Origin of the sequence: Clostridium cellulovorans 743B, assembly GCF_000145275.1 — a bacterium.
Classification (GTDB): domain Bacteria; phylum Bacillota; class Clostridia; order Clostridiales; family Clostridiaceae; genus Clostridium_K; species Clostridium_K cellulovorans.
On record NC_014393.1, the window covers coordinates 2,453,000 to 2,476,447 of the forward strand.

Annotated in this window: 21 protein-coding genes; 3 read left to right on the forward strand and 18 right to left on the reverse strand. The window is 30.4% G+C overall.

What is annotated here, in order from left to right; translation table 11 throughout:
* The first annotated feature begins 115 nt into the window (after positions 1-115).
* Positions 116-1,333, forward strand: a complete 1,218-nt coding sequence (locus CLOCEL_RS10300) for an IS256 family transposase (RefSeq protein ID WP_010077600.1) — start codon at positions 116-118, stop codon at positions 1,331-1,333.
* A gap of 226 nt (positions 1,334-1,559) precedes the next feature.
* Here the strand turns inward: CLOCEL_RS10300 and CLOCEL_RS10305 are convergent, their stop codons facing one another.
* Positions 1,560-2,432, reverse strand: coding sequence for a hypothetical protein (locus CLOCEL_RS10305; protein WP_010076986.1), 873 nt, complete (start codon positions 2,430-2,432; stop codon positions 1,560-1,562).
* A gap of 402 nt (positions 2,433-2,834) precedes the next feature.
* On the opposite strand from CLOCEL_RS10305, the gene CLOCEL_RS10310 reads away from it, so the two are divergent.
* Positions 2,835-3,665: a tyrosine-type recombinase/integrase gene (locus CLOCEL_RS10310; protein WP_010076985.1), complete on the forward strand. Its 831-nt coding sequence runs from the start codon at positions 2,835-2,837 to the stop codon at positions 3,663-3,665.
* Positions 3,666-3,742: 77 nt separating this feature from the next.
* On the opposite strand, the gene CLOCEL_RS10315 is transcribed toward CLOCEL_RS10310, so the two are convergent.
* The 3 genes from CLOCEL_RS10315 to purB form a co-directional block, all read right to left on the reverse strand.
* Complete coding sequence (locus CLOCEL_RS10315) at positions 3,743-4,195, reverse strand: hypothetical protein (protein WP_010076984.1); 453 nt, start codon at positions 4,193-4,195, stop codon at positions 3,743-3,745.
* Positions 4,196-4,296: 101 nt separating this feature from the next.
* Positions 4,297-5,139 (reverse strand): hypothetical protein, encoded by an 843-nt coding sequence (locus CLOCEL_RS10320; protein WP_010076983.1) that lies wholly within the window; start codon positions 5,137-5,139, stop codon positions 4,297-4,299.
* 194 nt (positions 5,140-5,333) lie between these two features.
* Entirely contained in the window at positions 5,334-6,764 is a 1,431-nt protein-coding gene (purB, locus tag CLOCEL_RS10325) for an adenylosuccinate lyase (RefSeq protein WP_010076982.1), read from the reverse strand.
* Positions 6,765-6,914: 150 nt separating this feature from the next.
* Between purB and CLOCEL_RS10330 the strand changes: the two genes are divergently transcribed.
* Entirely contained in the window at positions 6,915-7,136 is a 222-nt protein-coding gene (locus CLOCEL_RS10330) for a DUF378 domain-containing protein (protein WP_423200004.1), read from the forward strand.
* A gap of 36 nt (positions 7,137-7,172) precedes the next feature.
* Here CLOCEL_RS10330 and CLOCEL_RS10335 read toward each other — a convergent pair whose 3' ends face one another.
* The 14 genes from CLOCEL_RS10335 to CLOCEL_RS10400 form a co-directional block, all read right to left on the reverse strand.
* Positions 7,173-7,433 (reverse strand): HPr family phosphocarrier protein, encoded by a 261-nt coding sequence (locus CLOCEL_RS10335; protein WP_010076980.1) that lies wholly within the window; start codon positions 7,431-7,433, stop codon positions 7,173-7,175.
* 85 nt (positions 7,434-7,518) lie between these two features.
* Positions 7,519-8,712: a pyridoxal phosphate-dependent aminotransferase gene (locus CLOCEL_RS10340; protein WP_010076979.1), complete on the reverse strand. Its 1,194-nt coding sequence runs from the start codon at positions 8,710-8,712 to the stop codon at positions 7,519-7,521.
* An 89-nt stretch (positions 8,713-8,801) separates the two neighbouring features.
* The gene (locus CLOCEL_RS10345; RefSeq protein ID WP_010076978.1) at positions 8,802-9,062 is read right to left on the reverse strand and encodes a stage V sporulation protein S; all 261 of its coding nucleotides are present in this window, start codon (positions 9,060-9,062) and stop codon (positions 8,802-8,804) included.
* 145 nt (positions 9,063-9,207) lie between these two features.
* Positions 9,208-10,755, reverse strand: coding sequence for a ribonuclease Y (gene rny, locus CLOCEL_RS10350; RefSeq protein ID WP_010076977.1), 1,548 nt, complete (start codon positions 10,753-10,755; stop codon positions 9,208-9,210).
* A 253-nt stretch (positions 10,756-11,008) separates the two neighbouring features.
* Entirely contained in the window at positions 11,009-12,061 is a 1,053-nt protein-coding gene (recA, locus tag CLOCEL_RS10355; protein WP_010076976.1) for a recombinase RecA, read from the reverse strand.
* Between the two features lie 158 nt (positions 12,062-12,219).
* Positions 12,220-12,762: a CDP-diacylglycerol--glycerol-3-phosphate 3-phosphatidyltransferase gene (pgsA, locus tag CLOCEL_RS10360; RefSeq protein ID WP_010076975.1), complete on the reverse strand. Its 543-nt coding sequence runs from the start codon at positions 12,760-12,762 to the stop codon at positions 12,220-12,222.
* Complete coding sequence (rimO, locus tag CLOCEL_RS10365) at positions 12,746-14,083, reverse strand: 30S ribosomal protein S12 methylthiotransferase RimO (RefSeq protein WP_010076974.1); 1,338 nt, start codon at positions 14,081-14,083, stop codon at positions 12,746-12,748. Before rimO ends, pgsA begins: the two co-directional genes overlap by 17 nt.
* A 99-nt stretch (positions 14,084-14,182) precedes the next feature.
* A complete protein-coding gene (locus tag CLOCEL_RS10370) occupies positions 14,183-16,477 on the reverse strand; it encodes an FtsK/SpoIIIE family DNA translocase (protein WP_010076973.1) in 2,295 nt (764 codons plus the stop codon).
* Between the two features lie 167 nt (positions 16,478-16,644).
* Positions 16,645-17,214 (reverse strand): metal-sensitive transcriptional regulator, encoded by a 570-nt coding sequence (locus tag CLOCEL_RS10375; RefSeq protein WP_010076972.1) that lies wholly within the window; start codon positions 17,212-17,214, stop codon positions 16,645-16,647.
* Between the two features lie 126 nt (positions 17,215-17,340).
* Positions 17,341-18,588 (reverse strand): histidine--tRNA ligase, encoded by a 1,248-nt coding sequence (gene hisS, locus CLOCEL_RS10380; RefSeq protein ID WP_013291717.1) that lies wholly within the window; start codon positions 18,586-18,588, stop codon positions 17,341-17,343.
* A gap of 13 nt (positions 18,589-18,601) precedes the next feature.
* Positions 18,602-20,032, reverse strand: coding sequence for a coproporphyrinogen III oxidase (locus tag CLOCEL_RS10385; protein WP_010076970.1), 1,431 nt, complete (start codon positions 20,030-20,032; stop codon positions 18,602-18,604).
* A 13-nt stretch (positions 20,033-20,045) separates the two neighbouring features.
* On the reverse strand, positions 20,046-20,645 hold the full coding sequence (locus CLOCEL_RS10390; RefSeq protein ID WP_010076969.1) for an MBL fold metallo-hydrolase: 600 nt from the start codon (positions 20,643-20,645) through the stop codon (positions 20,046-20,048).
* Between the two features lie 15 nt (positions 20,646-20,660).
* A complete protein-coding gene (dtd, locus tag CLOCEL_RS10395; RefSeq protein WP_010076968.1) occupies positions 20,661-21,110 on the reverse strand; it encodes a D-aminoacyl-tRNA deacylase in 450 nt (149 codons plus the stop codon).
* Positions 21,111-21,256: 146 nt separating this feature from the next.
* Positions 21,257-23,431 (reverse strand): RelA/SpoT family protein, encoded by a 2,175-nt coding sequence (locus tag CLOCEL_RS10400; RefSeq protein WP_010076967.1) that lies wholly within the window; start codon positions 23,429-23,431, stop codon positions 21,257-21,259.
* Between the last annotated feature and the right edge of the window lie 17 nt (positions 23,432-23,448).

Consider the following 23,448-nt stretch of genomic DNA (forward strand, 5'->3'; position numbering starts at 1 on the left):
TAAGTAAACTTTAGAAATTTTGGCCGTATAAAAAATTTTGTGTAAACTGAATAAAAACAACTTCTTCTTGGTAATAATTGAAATAACAATATATTACAAGAAGGAGTTGTTTTTTATGTCAAATGTGTCGAAAGAATTATTGAGAGAATTTATAAAGGAGCAGAACTTTACTAATGCTAATGAAGTATTAGATGCCATAAAAGGAATGTTTAGAGATGTTTTACAAGAGGCTTTGGAAGCAGAAATGGATGAAGAATTAGGTTATGGTAAGTATGATGTAACAGAAAAAGCAAGCGATAATAGTAGAAATGGCTATTCAAAAAAGAAAGTTAAAACAGAATTAGGTGCAATAGAACTGAATATTCCAAGGGATAGAAATGGAGATTTTGAACCTAAAATAGTACCAAAACATCAAAGAACCATAAATGGAATTGAAGATAAAGTATTATCGCTTTATGCTTCGGGAATGACAACAAGAGATATATCTGAACAGGTTAAAAATTTATATGATGTAGATATAAGTGCAGAAACAGTGTCAAATATAACTAATAGGATATTGCCAATGGTATCAGAATGGCAGAATAGACCTTTAGAAAACACATATGCATTTGTCTTTATGGATGCAATCCACTATAAAGTAAGAGAAGAGAAACAGATTGTACTTAAAGCAGCTTACGTAGTAATAGGCGTAAGCCTGGACGGCGAAAAAGAAGTGTTAGGAATATGGATTGGTGCAAATGAGAGTAGTAAGTTTTGGCTTTCTGTTCTAAATGACCTTAGGAATCGAGGCGTACAAGATGTACTAATCTTCTGTGTTGACGGCCTAAACGGCTTTAAGGATGCGATTGGCGCAACATTTCCATTCGCTAGAATTCAACGATGCATAATACACCAAATACGTTCTAGTATGAAGTATATACCATATAAGGATAAAAAGGCTTTTGTTGCAGATCTGAAGTATATATATGGTGCCGTTAATGAGGAAGTAGCTATGGAATATTTGATAGCTTTAAAGGATAAATGGTCTCAGAAGTATCCAAACGCAGTAAAAAGTTGGGAAGATAATTGGGATAATTTAAGTACATTCTTTGCCTTTCCTCAAAATATAAGAAAAATAATATATACTACAAATGTAATAGAGAGCTTAAATAGTCAATTTAGAAAAGTAACAAAGACTAAGCTAATATTTCCTAATGATGAAAGTTTATTAAAGATGCTATATTTAGCAGTTCAAAAAATATCAACAAAATGGAATAGAAATTATCGTGAATGGGATTTAGTAATCAATCAATTAAAAATAGTATTTAGCGAAGTGTTTGAAAAAATGGCATAAAAAGAACCTTAATCTAGAATTAAATCTAAGATTAAAGTCCCTTTAGTAAATTTCCTTAGGTATATTATGTGCAATAAATGTTAATAATATACCTATGAAGGAAATAAATTGTTCTTCACTAATATACATACTTAGACAAAAATCCAAGCCTGTCTAAGACTATAAATTAATGGTTATTTCCAAGAAGAAGATAAGAATACACGAAATAATTTACAGGCTCGAAATTTTATTTCACAGTTTCCAAACTTTCAGAATTTTGAAGTTTTAAGTTTAAAATAGCATTTTTTCCTTGCTCTTTTACTAGATCTTCTTTTAATGAGGAAATTTCCAAAACGTAATTTTTGATTTCTTCGCTAGTTTTATTAGTTAACGAAATAATATCTAATTGATGTTTTTCTTTTAAATTAGATATTTCTTGATTTTTTTTCATAGTGAGAGTGAGGATATAATTTTCGTTATTCTTTTCTTTTTCTTGTATCTGTGTCTTGAAAGAGTCAATTTTGTTATTTAAAAGTTTCATTTCTTCTTTATAGGCAATGATTTCCTTTGAAGCTTTTTCAAATTCTTCTTCTATAGCTTTACAGTGGATTATTTTCTTTTCTAATGCTTCGATTTGGATTTTGTACTGTGATAACAACTCATCGCTTTTAGAAGCTTCTTTATTGAGCTTTTCAATTACGCTTTCTAGTTCTTTTGTGCTCTTTTCTGTTAATGACAATGCTTTGGTTTTACTTTCCAAGGATTCTGTTGCTTTTTTTATCTCTTCCTCTTTTTGTTTTATCTCTTGTTCTTTTTGTTCTAGTATCTGTTCGTATTTTTTTTCTAAGCTACTTTCTATAGAATTATTCCTTGTTAAAGCGGTTTTAAATATCTCAGAAATTCTTGTAAGATTATCTTGAAACTCTGATATATCCCTTTCTATACCACTGTTCCTTTTTAATTTATCTATCTCATACAATGCAATTAAATTGTTCATAAAATCTTTGCTACTTAGGTCCTCTTCTTTTATAAACGCTGTGATTTTGTTTTTTAAATCTACAGGGATTTTCGCAGCCCAAGTTGTTATTTCTTCTTTTTCGTTTGTTTTAACTTCTTCCATCTTTTTGCCTCCTGGAATCGCTTTTATCTCATTGATTTTTTCTTAATTATACTTACAAATTATATGTACTCATATATTATATCAAAAAATATATATTTTGCATTCTTTTTTAAAAAAACCATGCAAAATCCACTAAAAAGTTAACTTATTTAACGTTAAAAAACATTGGTAAACTTAAGTAAACTCAAGTTTACCTATAAAGGGAAAGCATAAACTTTCAAATAAGACATAACTATAATTATGTCTTATTTGAAAAAGAGGAATAAGTTGTGGTAAAATAGTATAAACGGACGTTGGAAAATAGAAAAACTTTAAGAAATTATATAAAATCATAAATTAACTATAGAAAAAGGCACAAGAACATGAAATTATGATGTTTTGAGTAAGGAAAAGAGGTATATTATGACTGATCTAGATAAGTGGATAATAAAAATGAGAGAAGAAGATAAAAGTATTAATACTATTGAGAGTTATAAAGGTGATGTAATACAATTTATGAATTTTATAGAAAAAGAGCCAGAAGAAATAACTAAAGAAGATATACTTAAATATAAAGAATATCTAGCATTAAATGAAATGAGTGTTAAATCAGCAAATAGAAAATATATAAGTGTTAATAGTTTTTTTTCTTTTCTTCAAACTGAATTAGAAAAAGATGTTCAAATGAGAATTAAAAAAGATAAAATACAAAATCAAGAATATTTAGAAGAAATGCTCGCTAAAGAGGATTTTGAGAATCTAGTTCAAGTTGCTTCTAGTTATAATGATTATAGAGCTGTAGCAATTTTTAATACATTATTTTATACAGGAATGAGAATTAGTGAGGCTCTGCAATTAAAAACAACGGATATATCAAATGATGTTGTAGTTATAAAGGGTAAAGGTAGTAAGCATAGAAATGTATTTATACCTCAAAAACTAAAAAGCATCCTTAATACATATATGATTTATAGATTACCTTGTAAAAGCGATGCTTTGTTTACAGGAAAAAAAGGTCCTATAAATAGAAAAACCGTTGACGCAATAATAAAAAAATATGCTGCTATAGCTGGTATAAGCATGACAAAAGCTCATGCTCACAATTTTAGACATCTTTACTGTTTAACTTTAATTGAAAAAGGTCTTACAATTGATACTGTTGCAGATCTTGCTGGTCATAGCAATATTAATACAACTAGAATATATACGAGAAAAACAAAGAATCAACTACTAGATACTATCAACGATTTATAAATCGAAAGCATCTATTGATATGTTCAATATTAATAGATGCTTTTAAATTTTATTCTTATAAACAAAATTATATGTTTTTATTTTTTATTGGTGCTTATTCTAAAAAATCCAGGATATTCTTCTACAGCTAGTTTGCTTAAGTCTCCATGTTCTTCAAGAAGCTCTTTTAAACCATCGATATCATCGATGTATTCTAGAGATATCTCTTCTTCGTTTAATCTATCATCGTCTATATAATCATCAGATGTGTAATCATCGTCAATAAGTTGTATTTCTTCATCTGAAAGATACTCATCATCTGAACGTAATTCTGAATCTATGTCAGTTTGATTAATTATTGATAACATTTCAGACTCTTCTTTTGTATCAATGACACTAGCTATTTGTATCGCCTTCGTGTCGATGCCTTCCATCTCTAGACACTTACCACAGTTGTTACATAGAACTTTTGGGTTTAAATCACAGTAGTCACATTTACCGCAATCATCACAACTTTTTCTATAATCAAAAATACAATTCTCATATCGCATAAAAATGTTTTTCTCCCCTTTTTTCGCAGTATTATACATTATAGCACTTAAAGTTGCTATTATCAATATTATTGATTTTTGCCCAAAAGAATTATATTAAATCATTGATTGAGTTTATGCATAGTTTGCTCTATAGTTTTTCTAAGGGATAATTGTTCTGAACGACAACAATTAAGAGCACGTTGAAACTCAAAGGTAGAAGTATTTAAAAAAGATTTATGAAAGTTTCGTCCAAGATTATTACATGCAATGCCATGAATAAAATGCCACCTTGCGTTGGTTGGATCTAAGTCTAAAGCTCTTCTGCTGTATGTAGCAACAATATAGTTTTGCTTATTTAGCTTTAATAATGTTTGGGCTAGATAACCATAATGTAATGCTTTATTTGGACCATAAGTAATTGAATCTAGGTAGTAGATTATAGATTCTTCATCCTCTCCCCTAATATTCAGATATTGAGCTAAATTAAAATTAGCAGAAGCTCTTTTCTCTGAATCAGATGATTTGAGGTTTAGTTTTAAGCTATCCAAGAATTCAGAAATTTTTTGTTCTCCAGCAGTTGTACCTGATTGAAGCATTATGATTTTAAATTGATCTAGCTCCACATAGCTCTCATTCGCTCTCTCAATGCTTTGAGGAATAGGTTCATCAAAAGTATAAGGAAGTTTAATTTTGTTGATCTCCATTCGTTCTAGTAATTTATAAAGGCGTTTACCGTCAGAAATTATTTTTTCTTCGGACAATGGTCTGTGGTTTTGTTCAATATTTTTTAAAAATAATACTTTGCTTAATATTTTATTAGATTCTTGAAAGCGCCCTGTAAAAAAACAACTAATTCCTAACATTAGTAAAAATTTAGGAACAACAGAGTCTGCAGTTTTAAGATATTCATAAACATCTTCGTAATTTTCTATATTAAAAGCTTTTTCAGCCTCATTAAACATAAATACAGAACCTCCTTTACTTTGATTTTATATGTACTATCATATAAAGTCACAATTATAAATTCGGTTGTTTTTGAAATATCTTTAATTTATATTATGATACTTTATGTAATTAAACAAAGCTAGAATATACATTAACTGCATACATCTAGCTTTGTTTTTATATGATTTTTGATAATAATTTTAGACTTTTGTTAAACAGAAATATCAACTGACACTCCTAAATCTTCCTTATGAGATTCTAAAATTTCATTAACTATACTACCAACAAATTCTTCAACTTGCATTGGAGCTCTTCCGATGAAATTTTTGCTATCCATTATTGCAGAAATTTCATCTTTGGTAATTTTGAAGTCTGGGTCATTTACAATAGAATCTACTAGATTATTATCAAGGCCTTCTTGTTTGACTCTTTTTGAAGCTTCCATAGAATAGACTCTGATTTTTTCGTGAAGTTCTTGCCTATCTCCACCTTTTTTTACTGCTTCCATAAGTATGTTTTCTGTAGCCATGAATGGTAATTCAAAGTTAACTCTTGAAGCGATTACTTTTTCGTTAACAACTAAGTTTTCAGTTATATTAATAAAAAGATTTAATACACCATCTAAAACTAAGAAACCTTCTGCAACAGATAATCTCTTGTTAGCTGAATCATCTAGAGTTCTTTCAAACCATTGCGTTCCAGCTGTTATAGCAGGATTTAGGGAATTAATTATAACGTGTCTTGCAAGGGCACTTATTCTTTCACTTCTCATTGGATTTCTCTTATAAGCCATAGCTGATGAACCTATTTGATTCTTTTCAAACGGCTCTTCCATCTCTTTAAAACTTTGTAGTATTCTCATATCATTACTGAACTTATAAGCGCTCTGAGCAACCTCTGATAAAGTATTTAAAACGATAGAATCTACTTTTCTTGGATAAGTTTGACCAGTTACCCAATAGCTATCTTTAAAACCCATTTTTGCACAAACTATTTTATCTAATTCTTTAACTTTTTCATTGTCGTTATCAAAAAGCTCCATAAAGCTTGCTTGAGTACCAGTTGTTCCTTTAACACCCCTAAATCTGAGTGTTTCTATAACATGATCAAGATTCTCTATATCTAAAACTAAATCTTCAATCCATAGTGCAGCTCTTTTTCCTACAGTAGTTAATTGAGCTGGTTGAAGATGAGTGTAACCTAGTGTAGGTACATCTTTATATTTTAAAGCAAATTTAGAAAGATTATTTATAACATTAATAGTTTTCTTTCTTATAAGCTTTAACGCTTCTCTCATAATTATTAAATCTGTATTATCACCTACATAACAACTTGTTGCACCAAGATGAATTATTCCTTTTGCGTTAGGACATTGTAAGCCATATGCATATACGTGGCTCATTACATCGTGACGAGTTTCCTTTTCTCTAGCTATAGCATCGTCATAATTAATGTTTTCGCTATTAGCTTTTAATTCATTTATTTGTTCATCTGTAATATTTAAGCCAAGTTCTTGTTCACCTTCTGCTAGTGCTATCCAAAGCTTTCTCCAAGTTTTAAATTTCATGTTATCTGAAAAAAGATATGACATCTCCTTTGAAGAATATCTGCTATTTAATGGTGAATTGTATAAGTCTCTCATATGTACCTCCGTATTAAAAAAATAGTTTTAAGCATTATGTTCATATTATAACATATATTTATTAAATTTGTATCATGTTTGTTCGCAATTTCTACAAATCTTTTAAGTAATATTTTTTAATGGCAGTTAATATATTTAATGTAACAGGAGGTGAAATTTTTGCGTAAAATAAACATATTAGATAAGTTCTCAATAGTTTTAATACTAATTGGAGCATTAAACTGGGGACTTATAGGGTTAATAAAAGTTAATCTTGTTACATTAGTCTTTGGTGAACTATCTTTGATATCTAGAATAATTTATATAATAATAGGATTTTCAGCTATTAACTTCATATATTTTTTATTGAGGATTTTTCACCCAAAAAAATAGTAAAATAAAAGACTCTAATTAGAGTCTTTTATTTTACTATTCAGTAATTGATTCGATTGCTGTAGCTAATTCTTCAAGAGCTAATACTTCATCTTCACCGTTTGTAATAACGTTAACTGAAGCACCTTTTGTAACTCCAAGTGAAAGAACTCCTATTAAGCTTTTTGCGTTAGCTTTTTTACCGTTATATTCTAAAGTAACATCACATTTAAAACCTGATGCTTTTTTAACTAGTAATGTAGCAGGTCTAGCATGTAAACCAGTTTCACTTACAACAACGACTTCTTTATTTACCATAATTATTTTACCACCTTTACATAATATTTATTTTCGTTACCATTTTAACATTATAGCATAAAGTATACAACTATAAAAGTAGTATTTATGCCAGTTCTTTTATAAAATCTTTTATTCTTGTTAAGCCTTTTAAAATTGTTTCCTTAGAAGCAGCATAGGAAAGTCTTATGTACTTCTCATCTCCAAAGGCTTCACCTGGTACTACAGCAACATAATAATTATCTAATAGATGCTTAGAAAAGTCTTGAGCACTATTAATTATTATACCTTTATATGATTTACCAAACAGCGTGCTAATATTAATCATAATATAAAAAGCACCTTTGGGAGATATGTAACTTATATTATTTATATCGTTAATTAATTCACACATGTAATTACGTCTTGCTTCAAATTCCTTGACCATAACTTCAATTTCATTTTGAGGACCCGTTAAAGCTTCAATAGTTGCATATTGAGTTATAGTAGTAGGATTAGACGTAGTATGACTTTGAATTTTCGACATCACCTTAGCAAGTTCTATATTAGAAGCAGAGTAGCCCATTCTCCAGCCTGTCATAGCATAGGATTTTGATACACCATTTATTACAATAGTTCTATTATATGAATCTTCGCTTAATGATGCAATACTAATGTGATTTTCTTTATCATATATTAGCTTTTCATATATTTCATCTGAAATTATAAATAAATCTTTTTCTTTTGCTAAATCAGCAAGAGCTTGCAAATCTTCTTTATAATAAATTGAACCTGTAGGATTGTTAGGACTGTTTATTAGGATAGCTTTTGTTTTATCAGTTATTTTTTCGTTTACTTCTTTTGCAACTAGTTTATAGTCATTAGCTTCGTTGCCTTCTAAAATAACTGGAACTCCACCATATAATTTGATTAATTCTGGATATGTTACCCAATAAGGCTTTACTAAGATAACTTCATCACCAGGGTTTAATATGGCAGCAAATGCATTTGATAAACATTGTTTTGCACCTGTCGATATTACTATTTGTGATGAGTCGTATTTCAAATTATTTTCTTTTAAAAATTTACATGCTACAGATTTTTTTAATTCTGGTAGGCCTGAAGCAGCAGTATATCTTGTCTTATTTTCATTAATTGCTCTAATTGCAGCGTTTTTAATATTTTCAGGAGTAGGAAAATCTGGTTCACCGACACCAAAACCGACTATATCAACGCCCTTTGCTTTTAATTCGTTAGCTTTAGACGTAATTTGTAACGTAACAGAATCGCCTAACGAAAGTGCTTTTTCTGATAATTTCATTTGTAATACCTCCAATATGTTAAATCACTTAATTTTAGCAAAAATACAAAAGGACTGTAAAGTCCTTTTGTATTTTTAATCTAATTCTTTTATCTTGGTTGTACTATTAATTTTATAGCAGTTCTTTCTTCACCTTCTATATCTATATCTGTAAACGCAGGAATGCACACTAGATCAATTCCACTAGGAGCAACAAAGCCCCTAGCGATTGCTATAGCCTTTACAGCTTGATTAATAGCACCTGCACCGATGGCTTGAATTTCTGCTGCCCCTCTTTCTCTTAAAACACCTGCTAGAGCTCCTGCTACTGAATTAGGATTTGACTTTGCTGAAACCTTTAATACTTCCATTTTGACCCTCCTACAACAATGTAATCTATTACATCTTAATAATTCTACTAATTTTATAAAAATCCTTCTAATTTTAAAAAATCCTTTTAAAATTAAAAAATCCTTTCAAGATATTTAAATTTTATCTCGAAAGGATTTATCTTAATTATTTTGCATATTCAACAGATCTTACTTCACGAATGACATTTATTTTAATTTGTCCAGGATATTCTAATTCATTTTCAATCCTTTTGACAATATCCCTTGCCATTTCAGCTGATGTAATATCATCAACAACTTCTGGTTTAACCATAATCCTAATCTCGCGTCCTGCTTGGATAGCATAAGATTTTTCAACACCATCGTAGGAGTTGGCGATTTCTTCTAAATGTTCTAATCTCTTAATATAAGCTTCTAAAGTTTCTCTTCTAGCACCAGGTCTTGCAGCAGAAATGGCGTCAGCTGCTTGAACAAGGACTGCTTCTAGAGTTTGCATCTCCATGTCTCCATGGTGAGCACCTATAGCATTAACTATTATTGGAGATTCATGATGTTTTTTTGCAATTTCTGAACCAATTATCGCATGTGGTCCTTCGACCTCATGATCAACAGCTTTACCTATATCATGAAGTAAGCCAGCTCTCTTAGCTAAAGTTGGATCCATACCTAATTCTGAAGCCATAAGTCCAGCTAAATGAGATACTTCTATAGAATGCTTTAAAACATTCTGACCATAACTTGTTCTATATTTTAGTCTACCTAAAATTCTAATAAGTTCAGGATGTAAACCATGTATGCCAGTCTCGAAGGTAGCTTGTTCTCCCTCTTCTTTTATATTACTTTCGACTTCTCTCTTGGCTTTTTCAACCATTTCTTCGATTCTTGCTGGGTGAATTCTACCATCAAGAATCAATTTTTCAAGAGCAATTCTAGCAACTTCACGTCTTATAGGATCAAAACCAGATAATATAACTGCTTCAGGAGTATCATCTATTATTAAATCTACCCCAGTTAATGTTTCCAGAGCACGAATATTTCTTCCTTCTCTACCTATAATTCTACCCTTCATTTCGTCATTAGGAAGAGCTACAACATGTACGGTTGATTCAGCAACGTGATCAGCAGCACATCTTTGAATAGCAGTAGTAATAATCTCTCTCGCTCTTTTGTCAGCTTCTTCTTTTGCTTTAGTTTCAACGTCTTTAATCATAACAGCTGCTTCATGCTTAATTTCTTTACGTAACTTATCTAGTAATTCTTCTTTTGCTTCCTCAGAAGTTAAACCAGATAAGCGTTCTAGTTCTTTTGCCTGCAATTCATATAAAGCGTCGATGCTTTGCTCTCTTTCATTTAGAGCATTGATTTTCTTAGTTATGTTTTCTTCTTTCTTTTCAATAGATTCAATCTTTTTATCCAAAGACTCTTCCTTTTGAATATTTCTTCTTTCAAGTCTTTGAACTTCATTTCTTCTATCTCTTAGCTCTTTATCAAATTCTGCTCTAAGCCTATGAACATCTTCTTTTGCTTCTAGGATTGCTTCTTTTTTCTTTGCTTCAGCATCTCTAGTGGCATCCTCCAATATTTTTTTAGCTCTTTCATCAGCGTTTGATAGTTTTTCTAGTGCAGTTTTCTTTGTTAAATAGTAATAAGCAGCTAAAGCTACTGTGGCTACTACAACTAGTATAACTGCGTATACTATAATAGTTCCTTCCATTTTCAAAACACCTCCTTTGCTTATTAAGACTACACAATTAAAGCTAGAAAAGGTGTTATAATGTTCAAATAGCAAATTTATTAATTATGATAAACCAGTATTTGTATTTAGTTTTAATTTTATATTACTTTTTAAACGTTGTCAAGATGAAGGGATTTATTTTATTAGTTAGGTTGTAAGAAACTTCTATAGAAGAATAAAATTTAAGAAAAAAATAAACATCATCCAAAAATTTTTGAATGATGTTTATTTTTTAATCTTCGTCTAGTTCATCAGTTACTATTTCTGTAGCTTTAGAAATATCGCTAAGACCAATTAAAGGCATATTATATTTTTCCCTGATTTTATTTTCAACTTCTAAAGCGAGTTCAGGATTTTCAACAAAGAACTGTTTAGCATTTTCTCTTCCTTGACCTAAACGAATATCACCATAGCTAAACCATGCACCACTTTTTTGTACAATCTCTTCCTTTACACCAACGTCTAATATGTTACCTGACTTTGAAATTCCCTCGTTATACATTATGTCAAATTCAGCTAATTTAAAAGGAGGAGCTACTTTATTTTTAATAACCTTAATTTTAGTTCTATTTCCTAAAACATCCTCGCCTTGTTTTATAGAGTCTGTTTTTCTTATATCTAATCTAACTGATGCGTAGAATTTTAAAGCTCTTCCACCAGGAGTAGTTTCAGGATTACCAAACATAATCCCAACTTTTTCTCTTAACTGATTAATGAAAATTACTACACATTTTGATTTGTTTATAGAACCTGCCAGTTTTCTTAAAGCTTGAGACATTAATCTTGCTTGAAGACCTACATGAGCATCGCCCATTTCTCCTTCAATTTCTGCCTTTGGCACTAAAGCTGCAACAGAGTCAACAATTACAACATCAACTGCGCCAGAACGAACTAAAGCTTCAGTAATTTCTAATGCCTGTTCACCTGTGTCTGGTTGAGAAACTATTAAATCTTCTGTGTTTACGCCAACTCTCCTAGCGTAAGCAGGATCTAATGCATGCTCTACATCAATAAATGCAGCTGCCCCACCTTGTTTTTGAGCTTCAGCAACGACATGAAGTGCAACAGTTGTTTTACCTGAAGATTCTGGTCCATATATTTCAACTATTCTTCCTCTTGGAACACCACCTATTCCTAGGGCTACATCAAGAGCTAAACATCCTGTAGGAATAGAATCTACGTCTAAGATAGAATTTTCTCCAAGGGTCATTATAGCTCCTTTGCCAAATTGCTTTTCTATTTGAGTCATAGCGGCTTGGATTGCTTTTAATTTATCATCATTCATATATTTCCCTAAAGGGGTCACCTTCCTCTCAGTAATCGAACATTTGTTCATCTATTTATAATTATAATAGATTTGATCTAGATGTCAATAAAAAATTTAAAAAGTTCCTAATATTTAGGAACTTTTATTTAAATTATAACCATTATTTAGTTGAATAATCATTTTTCCTTTAAAACTTTTAAGTTCTTATTAAAATAATCTATTCCAGATATAACAGTAAGAATTACAGCTATTCCTAAGGCTACCATAGTAAGAGTTTCTAGAATTTCAAAATTAGTATTTACAGTCATTAGTCCGAGGATTATAGCAACTATTTGAGAGATAGTTTTAACTTTTCCCCAGTTACTTGCTGAGATAACTATTCCTTCTGTTGCAGCAACACTTCTTAAACCAGTTACAGCAAATTCTCTTGTAAGAATTATAACCACTACCCATGCAGGAACTATTTTTAGTTCAACTAAGGAGATTAAGGCTGCAGTAACTAGAAGTTTATCAGCTAAAGGATCCATAAATTTTCCAAGAGTTGTTACTTGATTTCTGCTTCTAGCAACATACCCGTCTAAACTATCAGTGATAGATGCTAAAATGAATATAAACGTAGCTATGTAACTCCCATAAGGGATATTTCTAAAGGCTATAAATATTAAAAATAAAGGTATCAAAAGTATTCTAGCAATAGTAAGTTTATTTGCAAGATTCATCGTATACAACTCCTATTAAATCGTATTCAAGACTATCAACAATTTTTACTTTAACAAATTCGCCTATTTTTAAATCTCTGTCAGGTTTAATAAACACTTCTCCATCAATTTCAGGAGACGTTTCGAAGCTTCTACCATAATAATATTCAACATCTTTATCTTCTACAATAACTTCATATACTCTGCCAATTTTATTGGTATTAACTTCTGCTGAAACCTCTTGTTGAATGAGCATTAATGTCTTTTCTCTTTCTTCTTTAATTTCATCCGGTATTTGATTTCCTAATTTTGCTGCATCAGTGTCTTCTTCTTGAGAGTATTTGAAAACACCTAATTTATCAAATTTAATTTCTTTAACAAAGTCTTTTAATTCTTGAAAATCTTCTTCAGTCTCACCAGGGAATCCTACAATTATTGATGTCCTTAAAATTAGACTAGGAATTCTCTCCTTCATAGCAGAGATTCTTTCTTTTATTATTTCTTTTTTCGTTCTTCTTCTCATTGCTCTTAGAATATTATTACTTATATGTTGAATTGGAATATCAAGATAATTACAAATAATTTCATTGTTCGCAATTTCATCTATCAGTTCATCATAAATTTCCTCAGGATAACAATATAAAATTCTGATCCATTTAATTCCTTTTATCTTTGATAAGTCGCGAAGTAGCTCATGTAGAACTTTTTTATTATAGATATCTATTCCATACCTAGTAGTATCTTGAGCCACAAGAATAAGTTCTTTAACACCAGAAGATACTAAATCTTCTGCTTCTTTTAAAATACTTTCTTTAGTTCTACTTCTATACTTACCTCTTATTCTAGGGATTATACAATAAGAACAATTATTGCTACATCCCTCTGAAATTCTAAGATAAGCTGTTTGTTTACCTGTCGTTAAAATTCTTTTACCTTCATTGATATTAGAATCACTATAATTAATCTTAGTTTCTATAGTATTTCCGCTGATTTTTTCTTCAATAAAAGATTTAAGCCTATCATAGTCATTAACACCTAAAATAAAATCTAATTCTGGTATTAATTCTAATAATTCAGAACCATATCTTTGAGTCAAGCAACCAGTTGCTACAAGTACTTTACAACTATAGTTTGTTTTATATTTAGCCATTTCTAATATAGCGTTAATTGATTCTTGTTTAGAAGTTTCTATAAATCCACAGGTGTTTACAATTATGATATCTGCTTCGTTTTCTTCGTTTGTAATTTCATATCCTTCACTTAGTTTTGATAAGATAATTTCTGAATCAATTCTGTTTTTATCGCATCCTAAACTAATTAATCCAACCTTTAATTTCTTCACTAGTGTTCCTCCTGCGTTGCATAATTCTTATTATATTTTATAGCTAAAAAGATAATTATACAAGGAAAATAATTTTTGTATTTCCATGGAAATAATTACCTAATCTATATCTGATTCTACTCTACCAACTAGTATGTTTCTTGGCTTACTTCCATCCTTAGCTGATATAATTCCTTTTAACTCCAACTGATCTATGATTCTAGCTGCTCTATTGTAGCCTATCCTTAGTCGTCTTTGTAGCAGTGAAGTGGAAGCTTGACCACTTTCTATAACAATTCTCGTTGCTTCATCTAATAATTCATCGAAGTCATCAGTACTTGATTCGGAACTTGTAGGAGTATTAATATGCTCAATTATTTCTTCTTTATATTCGACTGGGTCTTGTTGATCTTTAATAAAGTTTACTATATTCTCTACTTCCTCCTCTGATACAAAAGCTCCTTGAACTCTAAGGGGCTTTGATTCTCCAACTGGATAATATAACATGTCGCCTTTACCTAAAAGTTTTTCAGCACCAGAACTGTCTAGAATCGTTCTAGAGTCAATTTGACTAGATACAGCAAAAGATATTCTTGATGGAATATTTGCCTTAATAACACCTGTTATTACGTCAACAGATGGTCTTTGGGTTGCTATTACTAGGTGCATACCTGCAGCTCTGGCCATTTGAGCTAGTCTTGCTATATAATCTTCTATATCGTTTGGACAAACCATCATAAGATCTGCTAATTCATCGATAATTATAACAATGCATTGCATTTTTTCTTGTACTTTGCCTTTGTTAAATAGCTCATTGTATCCTTCTATATTTCTAACATTGTTATCTGCAAAGGTTTGATATCTTTTAACCATTTCATTTACGGCCCAATTTAACGCTCCTGCAGCTTTCTTAGGATTTGTTACAACTGGAATCAAAAGATGCGGTATTCCATTATAGATGCTTAATTCAACAACTTTAGGGTCAATCATAAGTAACTTTACATCATCTGGCGAATATTTATAAAGTAAGCTTATTATCAAAGTATTAATACATACACTTTTTCCTGAACCTGTAGCTCCTGCGATTAATAGATGGGGCATCTTTGTTAAATCTGCAACTACACAAGCTCCACTTATATCTTTACCAAGTGCAAAAGCTAATCTTTTATTTGTTTCTAAGAAGGTGTTAGACTCTATTACTTCCTTGAGATATACAGCAGTTACATCTTTATTAGGAACCTCAATTCCTACAGCTGCTTTACCAGGAATCGGTGCTTCTATTCTTACCCCTGAGGCTGCAAGATTTAATGCTATGTCATCTGCTAAGTTTACAATTTTACTTACTTTAACACCAGCACTAGGCTGGATTTCATAACGAGTAACTGCAGGTCCTCTACTCACTTGAAGCACCTTGGCGTCTACACCAAAACTATTTAATGTTTCTTCTAGTTTTGTAGCACTTGCTAATAATTCTTTTTTATCATTTTTATTTAGCTTTGAAGAATTGTTTTCATTTAATAATTCTAATGCAGGGAAGTTATAGTTAATTTCTTCTTTTATAGAATTAGTTTTAATTTCAAGCTCAAAGTCAATGGAAGTTTCTTCTTCCTTTTTTAATTCTTTTGAGTAGTTTTCTGTTTGTACATTTTTCTTCGTCCCAGTAACTTCTGTATTATTTTTGTTAGTACCTAAGTCCTCAGCACCTTGAACCTGGCTATTTTGAGTTTCTTCATCTTTATCTACATCAAAGGTAAAGAGTTTAATTTTCCTTCTGTTTTCTTTATGATTATCGTTGATATGAGTATCTTCCACAATTTTAGGTTCTTCAGTTGGAATACTATTTTTAATATTTTTTTGTTTATTAGGAGATTTTTTATTAGCAAAAATTGCGAAGAAATCCTTTAAGGATTTTTCTGATATCATTAAAGAAGCTACAATAAATAAAGCGAAAATGAATATATAGCTTCCCAATTCTCCTACTAAATTATTTAGAGGAATAAGGATTAAATAAGAGATAATTCCACCATGAATCTTAGAATTAGAATAAAATAATAATTTTAATCCTTCCTTGAAATCTCCTGTATAGTAATCAAGAAAATTTATTCTTTGAATAATCATTAATATACTTAAGATAAATAATAAGATACCATAAAATTTCAAATGAAACTTTAAAGAACCTGAAGTCTTAATGTAACAATATCCAATAAAACAGCAGATAAATGGAAATACAACTGAGCCAAGTCCAAATAAAATCAATAAAAATCTATATAAACCAATACCTAAAATTCCAGCAAAACTTGGTTGTACTAAGCTAATTAAAGAAAATAGCCCTAAAGCAATTAATAATATGCCTCCAATATCAGCATTTAGCTGATAAGTGTCTTTATTATTTTTAGTATTCCTTCTTGTAGCCACTTCTTATCACCTCCAATATGAGTATTTCTACATTAGTTATTTAATACCTTTAATTAGACCTGCTTTAAAGAAGCAATGATCAATATATAATGGAATTGCAGTTATGTCACATAATTCCACAAGTAACTGATCATTATTTTATTAAGAAATAATGATAGACTGAAAGTTTATTTTGTAAATATTAATATTGTTGAAATAAGTTCATTGATATCTTGATCTTTTAAAACTGTTTTAGTACAGTGTTTAGCGTAATTCTCAAATACAATGGAACTTAATCGGTTGACTAAACTTTTTATGATAGTCACTTTTAAAATTATTTTTTTGCAGACATTTGGGTTATATATTAATTTTTTCATATTTTCAAGTTCATTATTTAGTTTTTCAAGAACTTCATTAATAGGAAGTGCCCCATTGTTTTCATCGAAAGATTTATTAGTAAATAGCATTAATGTACTAAAAAGTTCATCTATTTCATTACTTTCGATTAATTCTCTAGTACAACTTTTAGCATAGTATTCAAAGGTTAGAGTACCAACTTTATTTATAGCTGCTTTAATAGCTGAAATTTGTACTAAAATGTCCTTACATTCTGCACCAGCTAAAATCATCTTTTCTATTCCTTTAACTTGACCTTGGATTCTACTTAACCGAACTGTTATATTTTTATTTCTTTTTTCTCTGTCTAAAGATTCAGTATTATCAAGAAAATTAGGATCATTTTTTTCTTTATTTTTCATATAGTCTAGCCCTCTTGTATAAAATTTTTCTTTTCTAAAAGCAAATAAATAGCCTGTTATATTATAATATGAAAATCTATATCATACACTACATATATAACAGGCTTAATTTCCCTACATGCTATATTATTTAACTAATGAAACAATTTTATCATAGTCTTCTAAATTTATTTCTAGTTGCTCTCCGTCGCTCATTCTCTTTAACTTTACTTTTTTAGTAGCTAATTCATCATCACCTAAAATTAACGTGTAGGATGCATCAATTTTATTAGCATATTTCATTTGAGCTTTTACACTTTTATTCATATGGTCAATCTCACATTTTAGTCCTAGCTTTCTAAGGTTATAGGCAAGCTTTAGACTTTCAATTTTTGAAGAATCTCCCATTGCGCCAATATATAAATCTATATAAGGCGTTCTAGGAATTTCAATATTAGATTCCTCAAGAGTTAATATTAATCTTTCCATACCCATGCCGAAGCCTACAGCAGGCATAGAAGGACCACCTACTTGGTTAATTAAATTATCGTATCTTCCACCGCCACATACGGTAAAGTTATTATTTAAGATTTCAAAAACAGTTTTGGTATAATAATCAAGACCTCGAACTATTCTAGGATTTATTTTATACTTTATATCCATAGCTGTTAAATAAGCTTTTAATGCTTCAAAATGACTTTTACATTCATCATCTAAATAGTCAAGAATCTCAGGGGCAGAAGCATTAATTATTTTGCATTTTTCTTCTTTGCAATCTAAAATTCTCATAGGATTTTTCTCGAAACGAGATTTGCAAGTAGGACATAAGTCATCATAGTTCTTTTTCAAAAATTCTTTCAAAGCAGCATTGTAAATTGCTCTACAATTAGGGCAACCTATGCTATTTATATTCAATTCAAGATTATTAACACCAAGTTCTGTAAGAACTCTTAGAGCTAATGAAATAAGTTCAGAATCGATTGATGCATCTTGAGAACCAAAAACTTCTACTCCAAATTGATGGTGTTCACGTAATCTTCCCTTTTGAACGTTCTCATATCTAAATACTGGAGTAAAATAATACATTTTTGTAGGTTGTGCATCGTTGAAAAGACTTCCCTCGATAAATGCTCTTACAGCTGAAGCAGTTCCTTCTGGTTTTAAGGTTACACTTCTACCACCTTTATCTTCAAAGGTATACATTTCTTTTTGGACAACATCTGTAGTTTCACCTACACCTCTTATAAAAAGTTCAGTATGTTCGAAGGCTGGGGTTCTTATTTCTCTTGCACCATATTCAGCAGCAGTTTTTCTCATTTTTTCTTCAAGGTATTGCCATTTATACGCAATGCCAGGTAACATATCTTTAGTGCCTTTAGGGGCTTGAACTAACATATATAATCTCTCCTTACTTATATAAAGTATCTAAAAAAGCTTTTTTCTTATCTAAGAGTTCATCTATTCTCTTAGTATATTCTAAAACATCTTTAAGGTTAGCAAATCGTTCATGTCTATTTTCTTCATGAAAAACTACTTTTGAAATTCCGTCAGCACCTAGGGCAATAATAGTTTGTTTTTCTTCAATCATTTGAATGTTATATATACAAAGATTATTGTCTGTTGCATACCCAACGTTTTCTAAATTTCCAACCATATTTTTTTGTTTATACATATAGTAGGGTCTCATATTAAGTTTATTGGCAAGATTCTCTACTTCATTATACATAGTAATTATATTTGAATTTTTTGCAACACTATATTTTTTGTCATTTATTAAATCTTCTTGAAGTCTTGACCCTCTCTTTATAGCTAAACCATGAACTGTTACGCTATCAGGTTTAAGTTCAAAGAGCTCAGCACAAGTGGTTTTAACTTCATCTACTCCTTCATTTGGAAGACCAATAATTAGATCCATATTTATATTGGTAAATCCAAGTTTCCTAGCAAGGTGAAACTTCTTTTTAACTTCTTCTATTGTATGATGCCTACCTATGGTTTTTAATGTTTTTTCATTCATACTTTGAGGGTTAATGCTTATTCTCGATACATCATATCTTTTCATAGTCATTAATTTTTCTTCTGTAATACTATCTGGTCTTCCACATTCTACTGTAAACTCTTTTACATTCTTGTCTTTTATAAAGTTAGTATATACATCATTTAAAATCATCTCGAATTCTTCGTTATTTACAGCAGTTGGCGTACCACCACCAAAATATACTGTTTCAATTTTAAGTTTTTTATCGTTAATGTACTTTGATATCATTGAAATTTCTTTTGATAGAGCTTCAAGATAAGGCTTTACGAGTTTTTCGCAAGTTTTTATAGGGTTTGAAGCAAAAGAGCAGTAAAGACATCTAGTTGGGCAAAAAGGCATTCCTAAGTAGAGTCCTATTACATTTTTTTCAGTATTAACAATAGAAATTTCTGTTTTAGCAACTTCAATAGCAAGTTTTGCTTTTCCTATAGAACAGCAGAATCTAACCATAAGTTCATTAACAATGGAGTCTTCATTTAAACCTTCTTTAAGAAGCTCAATAACTCTTTTAGTAGGTCTTATACCAGTCAAAGTTCCCCAAGGTGGGCTTATTTTTGTAATACCCTCAAAAAACAAAAAGACACCTTTTTTTATATTATCCATGTAGCTAAATCTATCATCAAAACAATAATCATATATTTTACAGTTTTGTTTATCAAATATTGTTACTTTTCCATCAATATCGATGTTATAGTCGTAATCAAAACTATTTAATTCTACTTCGTTATATTCATAGAATAATTTTATAATATGAGTAATCTCTAAAGTGTATTTACTTTCTGCGATTTTTACTTTAATCATTTTTTCTCCTAAATTAAAATCTGTAATGAGTTTTTTCAGAACCTATCGTAGTATAAGGACCGTGACCAGAGTATGCCACAGTATCTACATCTAAACATAGGAGTTTATTAATTATAGAATTAATAAGAGTTTCGTAGTTTCCACCAGGTAGGTCAGTGCGACCAAAGGAACTGTTAAACAAAGTATCGCCACAAAATAAAATTTTGCCAGAACTGAAACACACTCCTCCTGGAGAATGTCCTGGAGTTGAGATTACTTTGAAAGATAAATTTCCAAAATTCAGTTCATCACCATCAGAAATATTAACTATGTGGCAATTTTCTGGAATATAACCAAAAATAAAAGCATTTTCTCTCATCAGTTCTTCATCTTCTTTTTTTAAATAAACTGGAAGATTATATTGCTCTACCAAATAAGGCATCCCCAAACTATGATCCATATGACCATGAGTTAGGAAAATAGCTTTTAGTTGAACATCTGCAGATGTAAGAAAATGTTTAAGTCCATTTACATCATCGCCTGGATCAATTATTACTGCATCATTAGTTGATTCATCAATAACTAAGTAGCAATTAGTTTGATATGCACCTAATTGTACTGATTTTATTTTCATAAATTACCTCCATATTTAAAAATTCTTTTTACTATCTAATATTAAAGTTATAGGACCATCATTAATAATTTGAACTTCCATATCAGCACCAAATTGTCCGTGCTCAACGGTGTTTATATATTTTTTGCAAGCTAAAATAAAAGCTTCATATAGGGTTTCAGCTTTTTCACCACTTAGCGCACTGCTAAAGCTTGGTCGACGTCCTCTTCGACAATCACCATATATGGTGAAATTAGAAACAATTAATATTTCTCCGTGGACATCAATCAATGATTTATTTAATTTTTGATTCTCGTCCTCAAAAACTCTAAGGTTACAAATTTTTTCAGCAAGATATTCTACATCGTTTAATGTATCTTCTTCTCCAATTCCAAGAAGAACATTAAAACCTTTTGAGATTTTACCTATTACCACATTATCCACTGTAACTTTAGATTCAGACACTCTTTGAACTACAGCTCTCATATATAAGACTCCTTATAGATATGTTTCATTATTAAAACTACATCAAAAGTTTATAGGATTATTTAGTATAGATAATACCTATGTAGAATTCTTTAGTGAAACATATATAGCTATTCTAATTGTTGTATGAATTTATCGTTTTTTTATTAGCCACTTGTTCTATGAACATCTATAACACCTTTCAATTTCCTCAACTTTTTCATAAGGTCGTGCAATTGTTTAACATTACATACTTTAACTTTTAAGTTGATTGTGGCAACGTCATTTTTTTGTGTTCTAGCATTTATACCTTGAAGGGAAGTTTTGGTATCAGAAATGGTCATAACAACTTCATTTAGTAACCCAGTTCTGTCATATGCCTCAACTTGCATATCTGCAATGAAATCTTGAGTACTTTCAATTCCCCACTCTACATCAACTATTCTAGTTGCATCTTCCTGTATCAATGTTTCAAGGTTTAAACAATCACGTCTGTGGATTGAAACACCTCTACCTTTAGTAATATAACCAAGGATATCATCACCAGGAATTGGACTACAACATTGAGCAAATCGAACTAGGATGTCTCTTTCACCTTTTACCATCACACCAGGTGGTGTTTTACAAACTTTTTTATTTTTATTCTTTTTAGATATAGTTTCATTTATTTCATCAACGGTTATGTTTTCAGGAACTTTTGGGTTTAACGTTTCAACTAGTTTAGTCACAATAATAGATGGTGATAAAGTACCTGTACCAACCAAAACGTATAAGTCTTCTATAGTTCCTACAGCACCTTTTTTTAGGAAATTACCAAGAACTAGTACCTTAGATAATTCACCAAAATTGTGTCCTTGTCTTTTAGATTCTCTCTCAAGTAGTTCTTTTCCCTTAGAAATTTGTTCTTCTCGCTTAGCTTTTTTGAACCATTCTCTTATTTTACTTCTAGCATGATTGCTTTTTACAGTGCTAAGCCAATCTATACTAGGACCTTTAGGGAGGCTCGAAGTCATAACGTCTACAATTTCGCCAGTTTTCAATTTATAATCTAAAGGTATGATTTTTCCATTAACCTTAGCCCCGATACATCTATTACCTACGTCTGTATGGATTCTATAAGCAAAATCAATTGGTGTTGACTCATAAGGAAGATTGATTACTTTTCCCGCAGGAGTAAATACAAAAACCTCATCAGAAAATAAATCTACTTTAAAGTTTTCCATAAACTCTTTAGCATTGGCTTCTTCAGTTTGATATTCTATAACATCTCTAATCCAACCAAGTTTATTATCGAAGTCCTTATCATTGCTACTACCACCTTCTTTGTACTTCCAGTGTGCAGCTATTCCGAATTCTGCGGTTTTATGCATGTCGAAAGTTCGGATTTGAATTTCAAAAGGTTTGCCATTTTTAGCAAACACAGTCGTATGCAAAGATTGATACATATTAGGCTTTGGCATTGCTATATAATCTTTAAATCTGCCTGGAATAGGTTTATACATTGTATGAACAATTCCAAGTGTAGCGTAACAATCTTTTATGGTTTTAACGAGAATCCTTACTGCCATTAAATCAAAAATTTGATCTAAGGATTTGTTTTTGTTAACCATCTTTTTATATATACTATAAAAATGCTTTGGTCTTCCATCAATATCAGCATGTATATTTGAAGCACCTAGATTGTTTATTAATTCATCAATTATTTCTCGGATATCATTTTCTCTTTCAGTTCTTTTTGATGCAATTTTTTGTACTAAATCGTAATACTCTGTGGAATGAAGATATCTAAGACATAAATCTTCAAGCTCCCATTTAATTTTAAATATACCTAAACGATGAGCAAGAGGTGCGTATATATCCATAGTTTCTTTTGCAATCTCCTTTTGCTTATCAGGAGATTGAAATTTTATAGTTCTCATGTTGTGCAATCTATCTGCCAGCTTGATTAGAATAACTCTAATATCTTTTGTCATAGCCAATAACATTTTTCTAATATTATCTGCTTGTGCTTCTTCTTTTGTTCTATAATGAATTTTATCTAGCTTTGTTACTCCATCTACTAAATCAGCAACTTCTTTTGTAAACTCACGTACCATGTCTTCATATGTAAAATCTGTATCTTCAACAACATCGTGAAGTAATCCAGCTACTATTGTGGCTGTATCCATCCCCATTTCTGTTAAAATTTTAGCAACTTCAACAGGATGGATAAAATAAGCTTCTCCTGATAGTCTTTTTTGACCTTCATGAGCTTTTTCTGTGAAAAAGTAAGCTTTTTCAATAAGTTCCTTATTTACATTCATATTATTCTCATCGATGATTTGCAGTAATTTATCTAGCATAGGTAAGCACTCCTAAA

Bases quoted from the DNA above. Each gene is read 5' to 3' on its own strand.
- CLOCEL_RS10390 (WP_010076969.1), bottom strand. From the start codon at position 20,645: ATGAAAATAAAATCAGTACAATTAGGTGCATATCAAACTAATTGCTAC.
- CLOCEL_RS10315 (WP_010076984.1), bottom strand. From the start codon at position 4,195: ATGCGATATGAGAATTGTATTTTTGATTATAGAAAAAGTTGTGATGAT.
- recA (WP_010076976.1), bottom strand. From the start codon at position 12,061: ATGAATGATGATAAATTAAAAGCAATCCAAGCCGCTATGACTCAAATA.
- pgsA (WP_010076975.1), bottom strand. From the start codon at position 12,762: ATGAATCTTGCAAATAAACTTACTATTGCTAGAATACTTTTGATACCT.
- CLOCEL_RS10300 (WP_010077600.1), top strand. From the start codon at position 116: ATGTCAAATGTGTCGAAAGAATTATTGAGAGAATTTATAAAGGAGCAG.
- CLOCEL_RS10310 (WP_010076985.1), top strand. From the start codon at position 2,835: ATGACTGATCTAGATAAGTGGATAATAAAAATGAGAGAAGAAGATAAA.
- hisS (WP_013291717.1), bottom strand. From the start codon at position 18,588: ATGTTAGTTCAAGCCCCTAAAGGCACTAAAGATATGTTACCTGGCATT.
- dtd (WP_010076968.1), bottom strand. From the start codon at position 21,110: ATGAGAGCTGTAGTTCAAAGAGTGTCTGAATCTAAAGTTACAGTGGAT.
- CLOCEL_RS10400 (WP_010076967.1), bottom strand. From the start codon at position 23,431: ATGCTAGATAAATTACTGCAAATCATCGATGAGAATAATATGAATGTA.
- CLOCEL_RS10345 (WP_010076978.1), bottom strand. From the start codon at position 9,062: ATGGAAGTATTAAAGGTTTCAGCAAAGTCAAATCCTAATTCAGTAGCA.
- CLOCEL_RS10320 (WP_010076983.1), bottom strand. From the start codon at position 5,139: ATGTTTAATGAGGCTGAAAAAGCTTTTAATATAGAAAATTACGAAGAT.
- CLOCEL_RS10335 (WP_010076980.1), bottom strand. From the start codon at position 7,433: ATGGTAAATAAAGAAGTCGTTGTTGTAAGTGAAACTGGTTTACATGCT.
- CLOCEL_RS10340 (WP_010076979.1), bottom strand. From the start codon at position 8,712: ATGAAATTATCAGAAAAAGCACTTTCGTTAGGCGATTCTGTTACGTTA.
- CLOCEL_RS10385 (WP_010076970.1), bottom strand. From the start codon at position 20,032: ATGATTAAAGTAAAAATCGCAGAAAGTAAATACACTTTAGAGATTACT.
- CLOCEL_RS10305 (WP_010076986.1), bottom strand. From the start codon at position 2,432: ATGGAAGAAGTTAAAACAAACGAAAAAGAAGAAATAACAACTTGGGCT.
- CLOCEL_RS10375 (WP_010076972.1), bottom strand. From the start codon at position 17,214: ATGAAAAATAAAGAAAAAAATGATCCTAATTTTCTTGATAATACTGAA.
- rny (WP_010076977.1), bottom strand. From the start codon at position 10,755: ATGGAAGGAACTATTATAGTATACGCAGTTATACTAGTTGTAGTAGCC.
- purB (WP_010076982.1), bottom strand. From the start codon at position 6,764: ATGAGAGACTTATACAATTCACCATTAAATAGCAGATATTCTTCAAAG.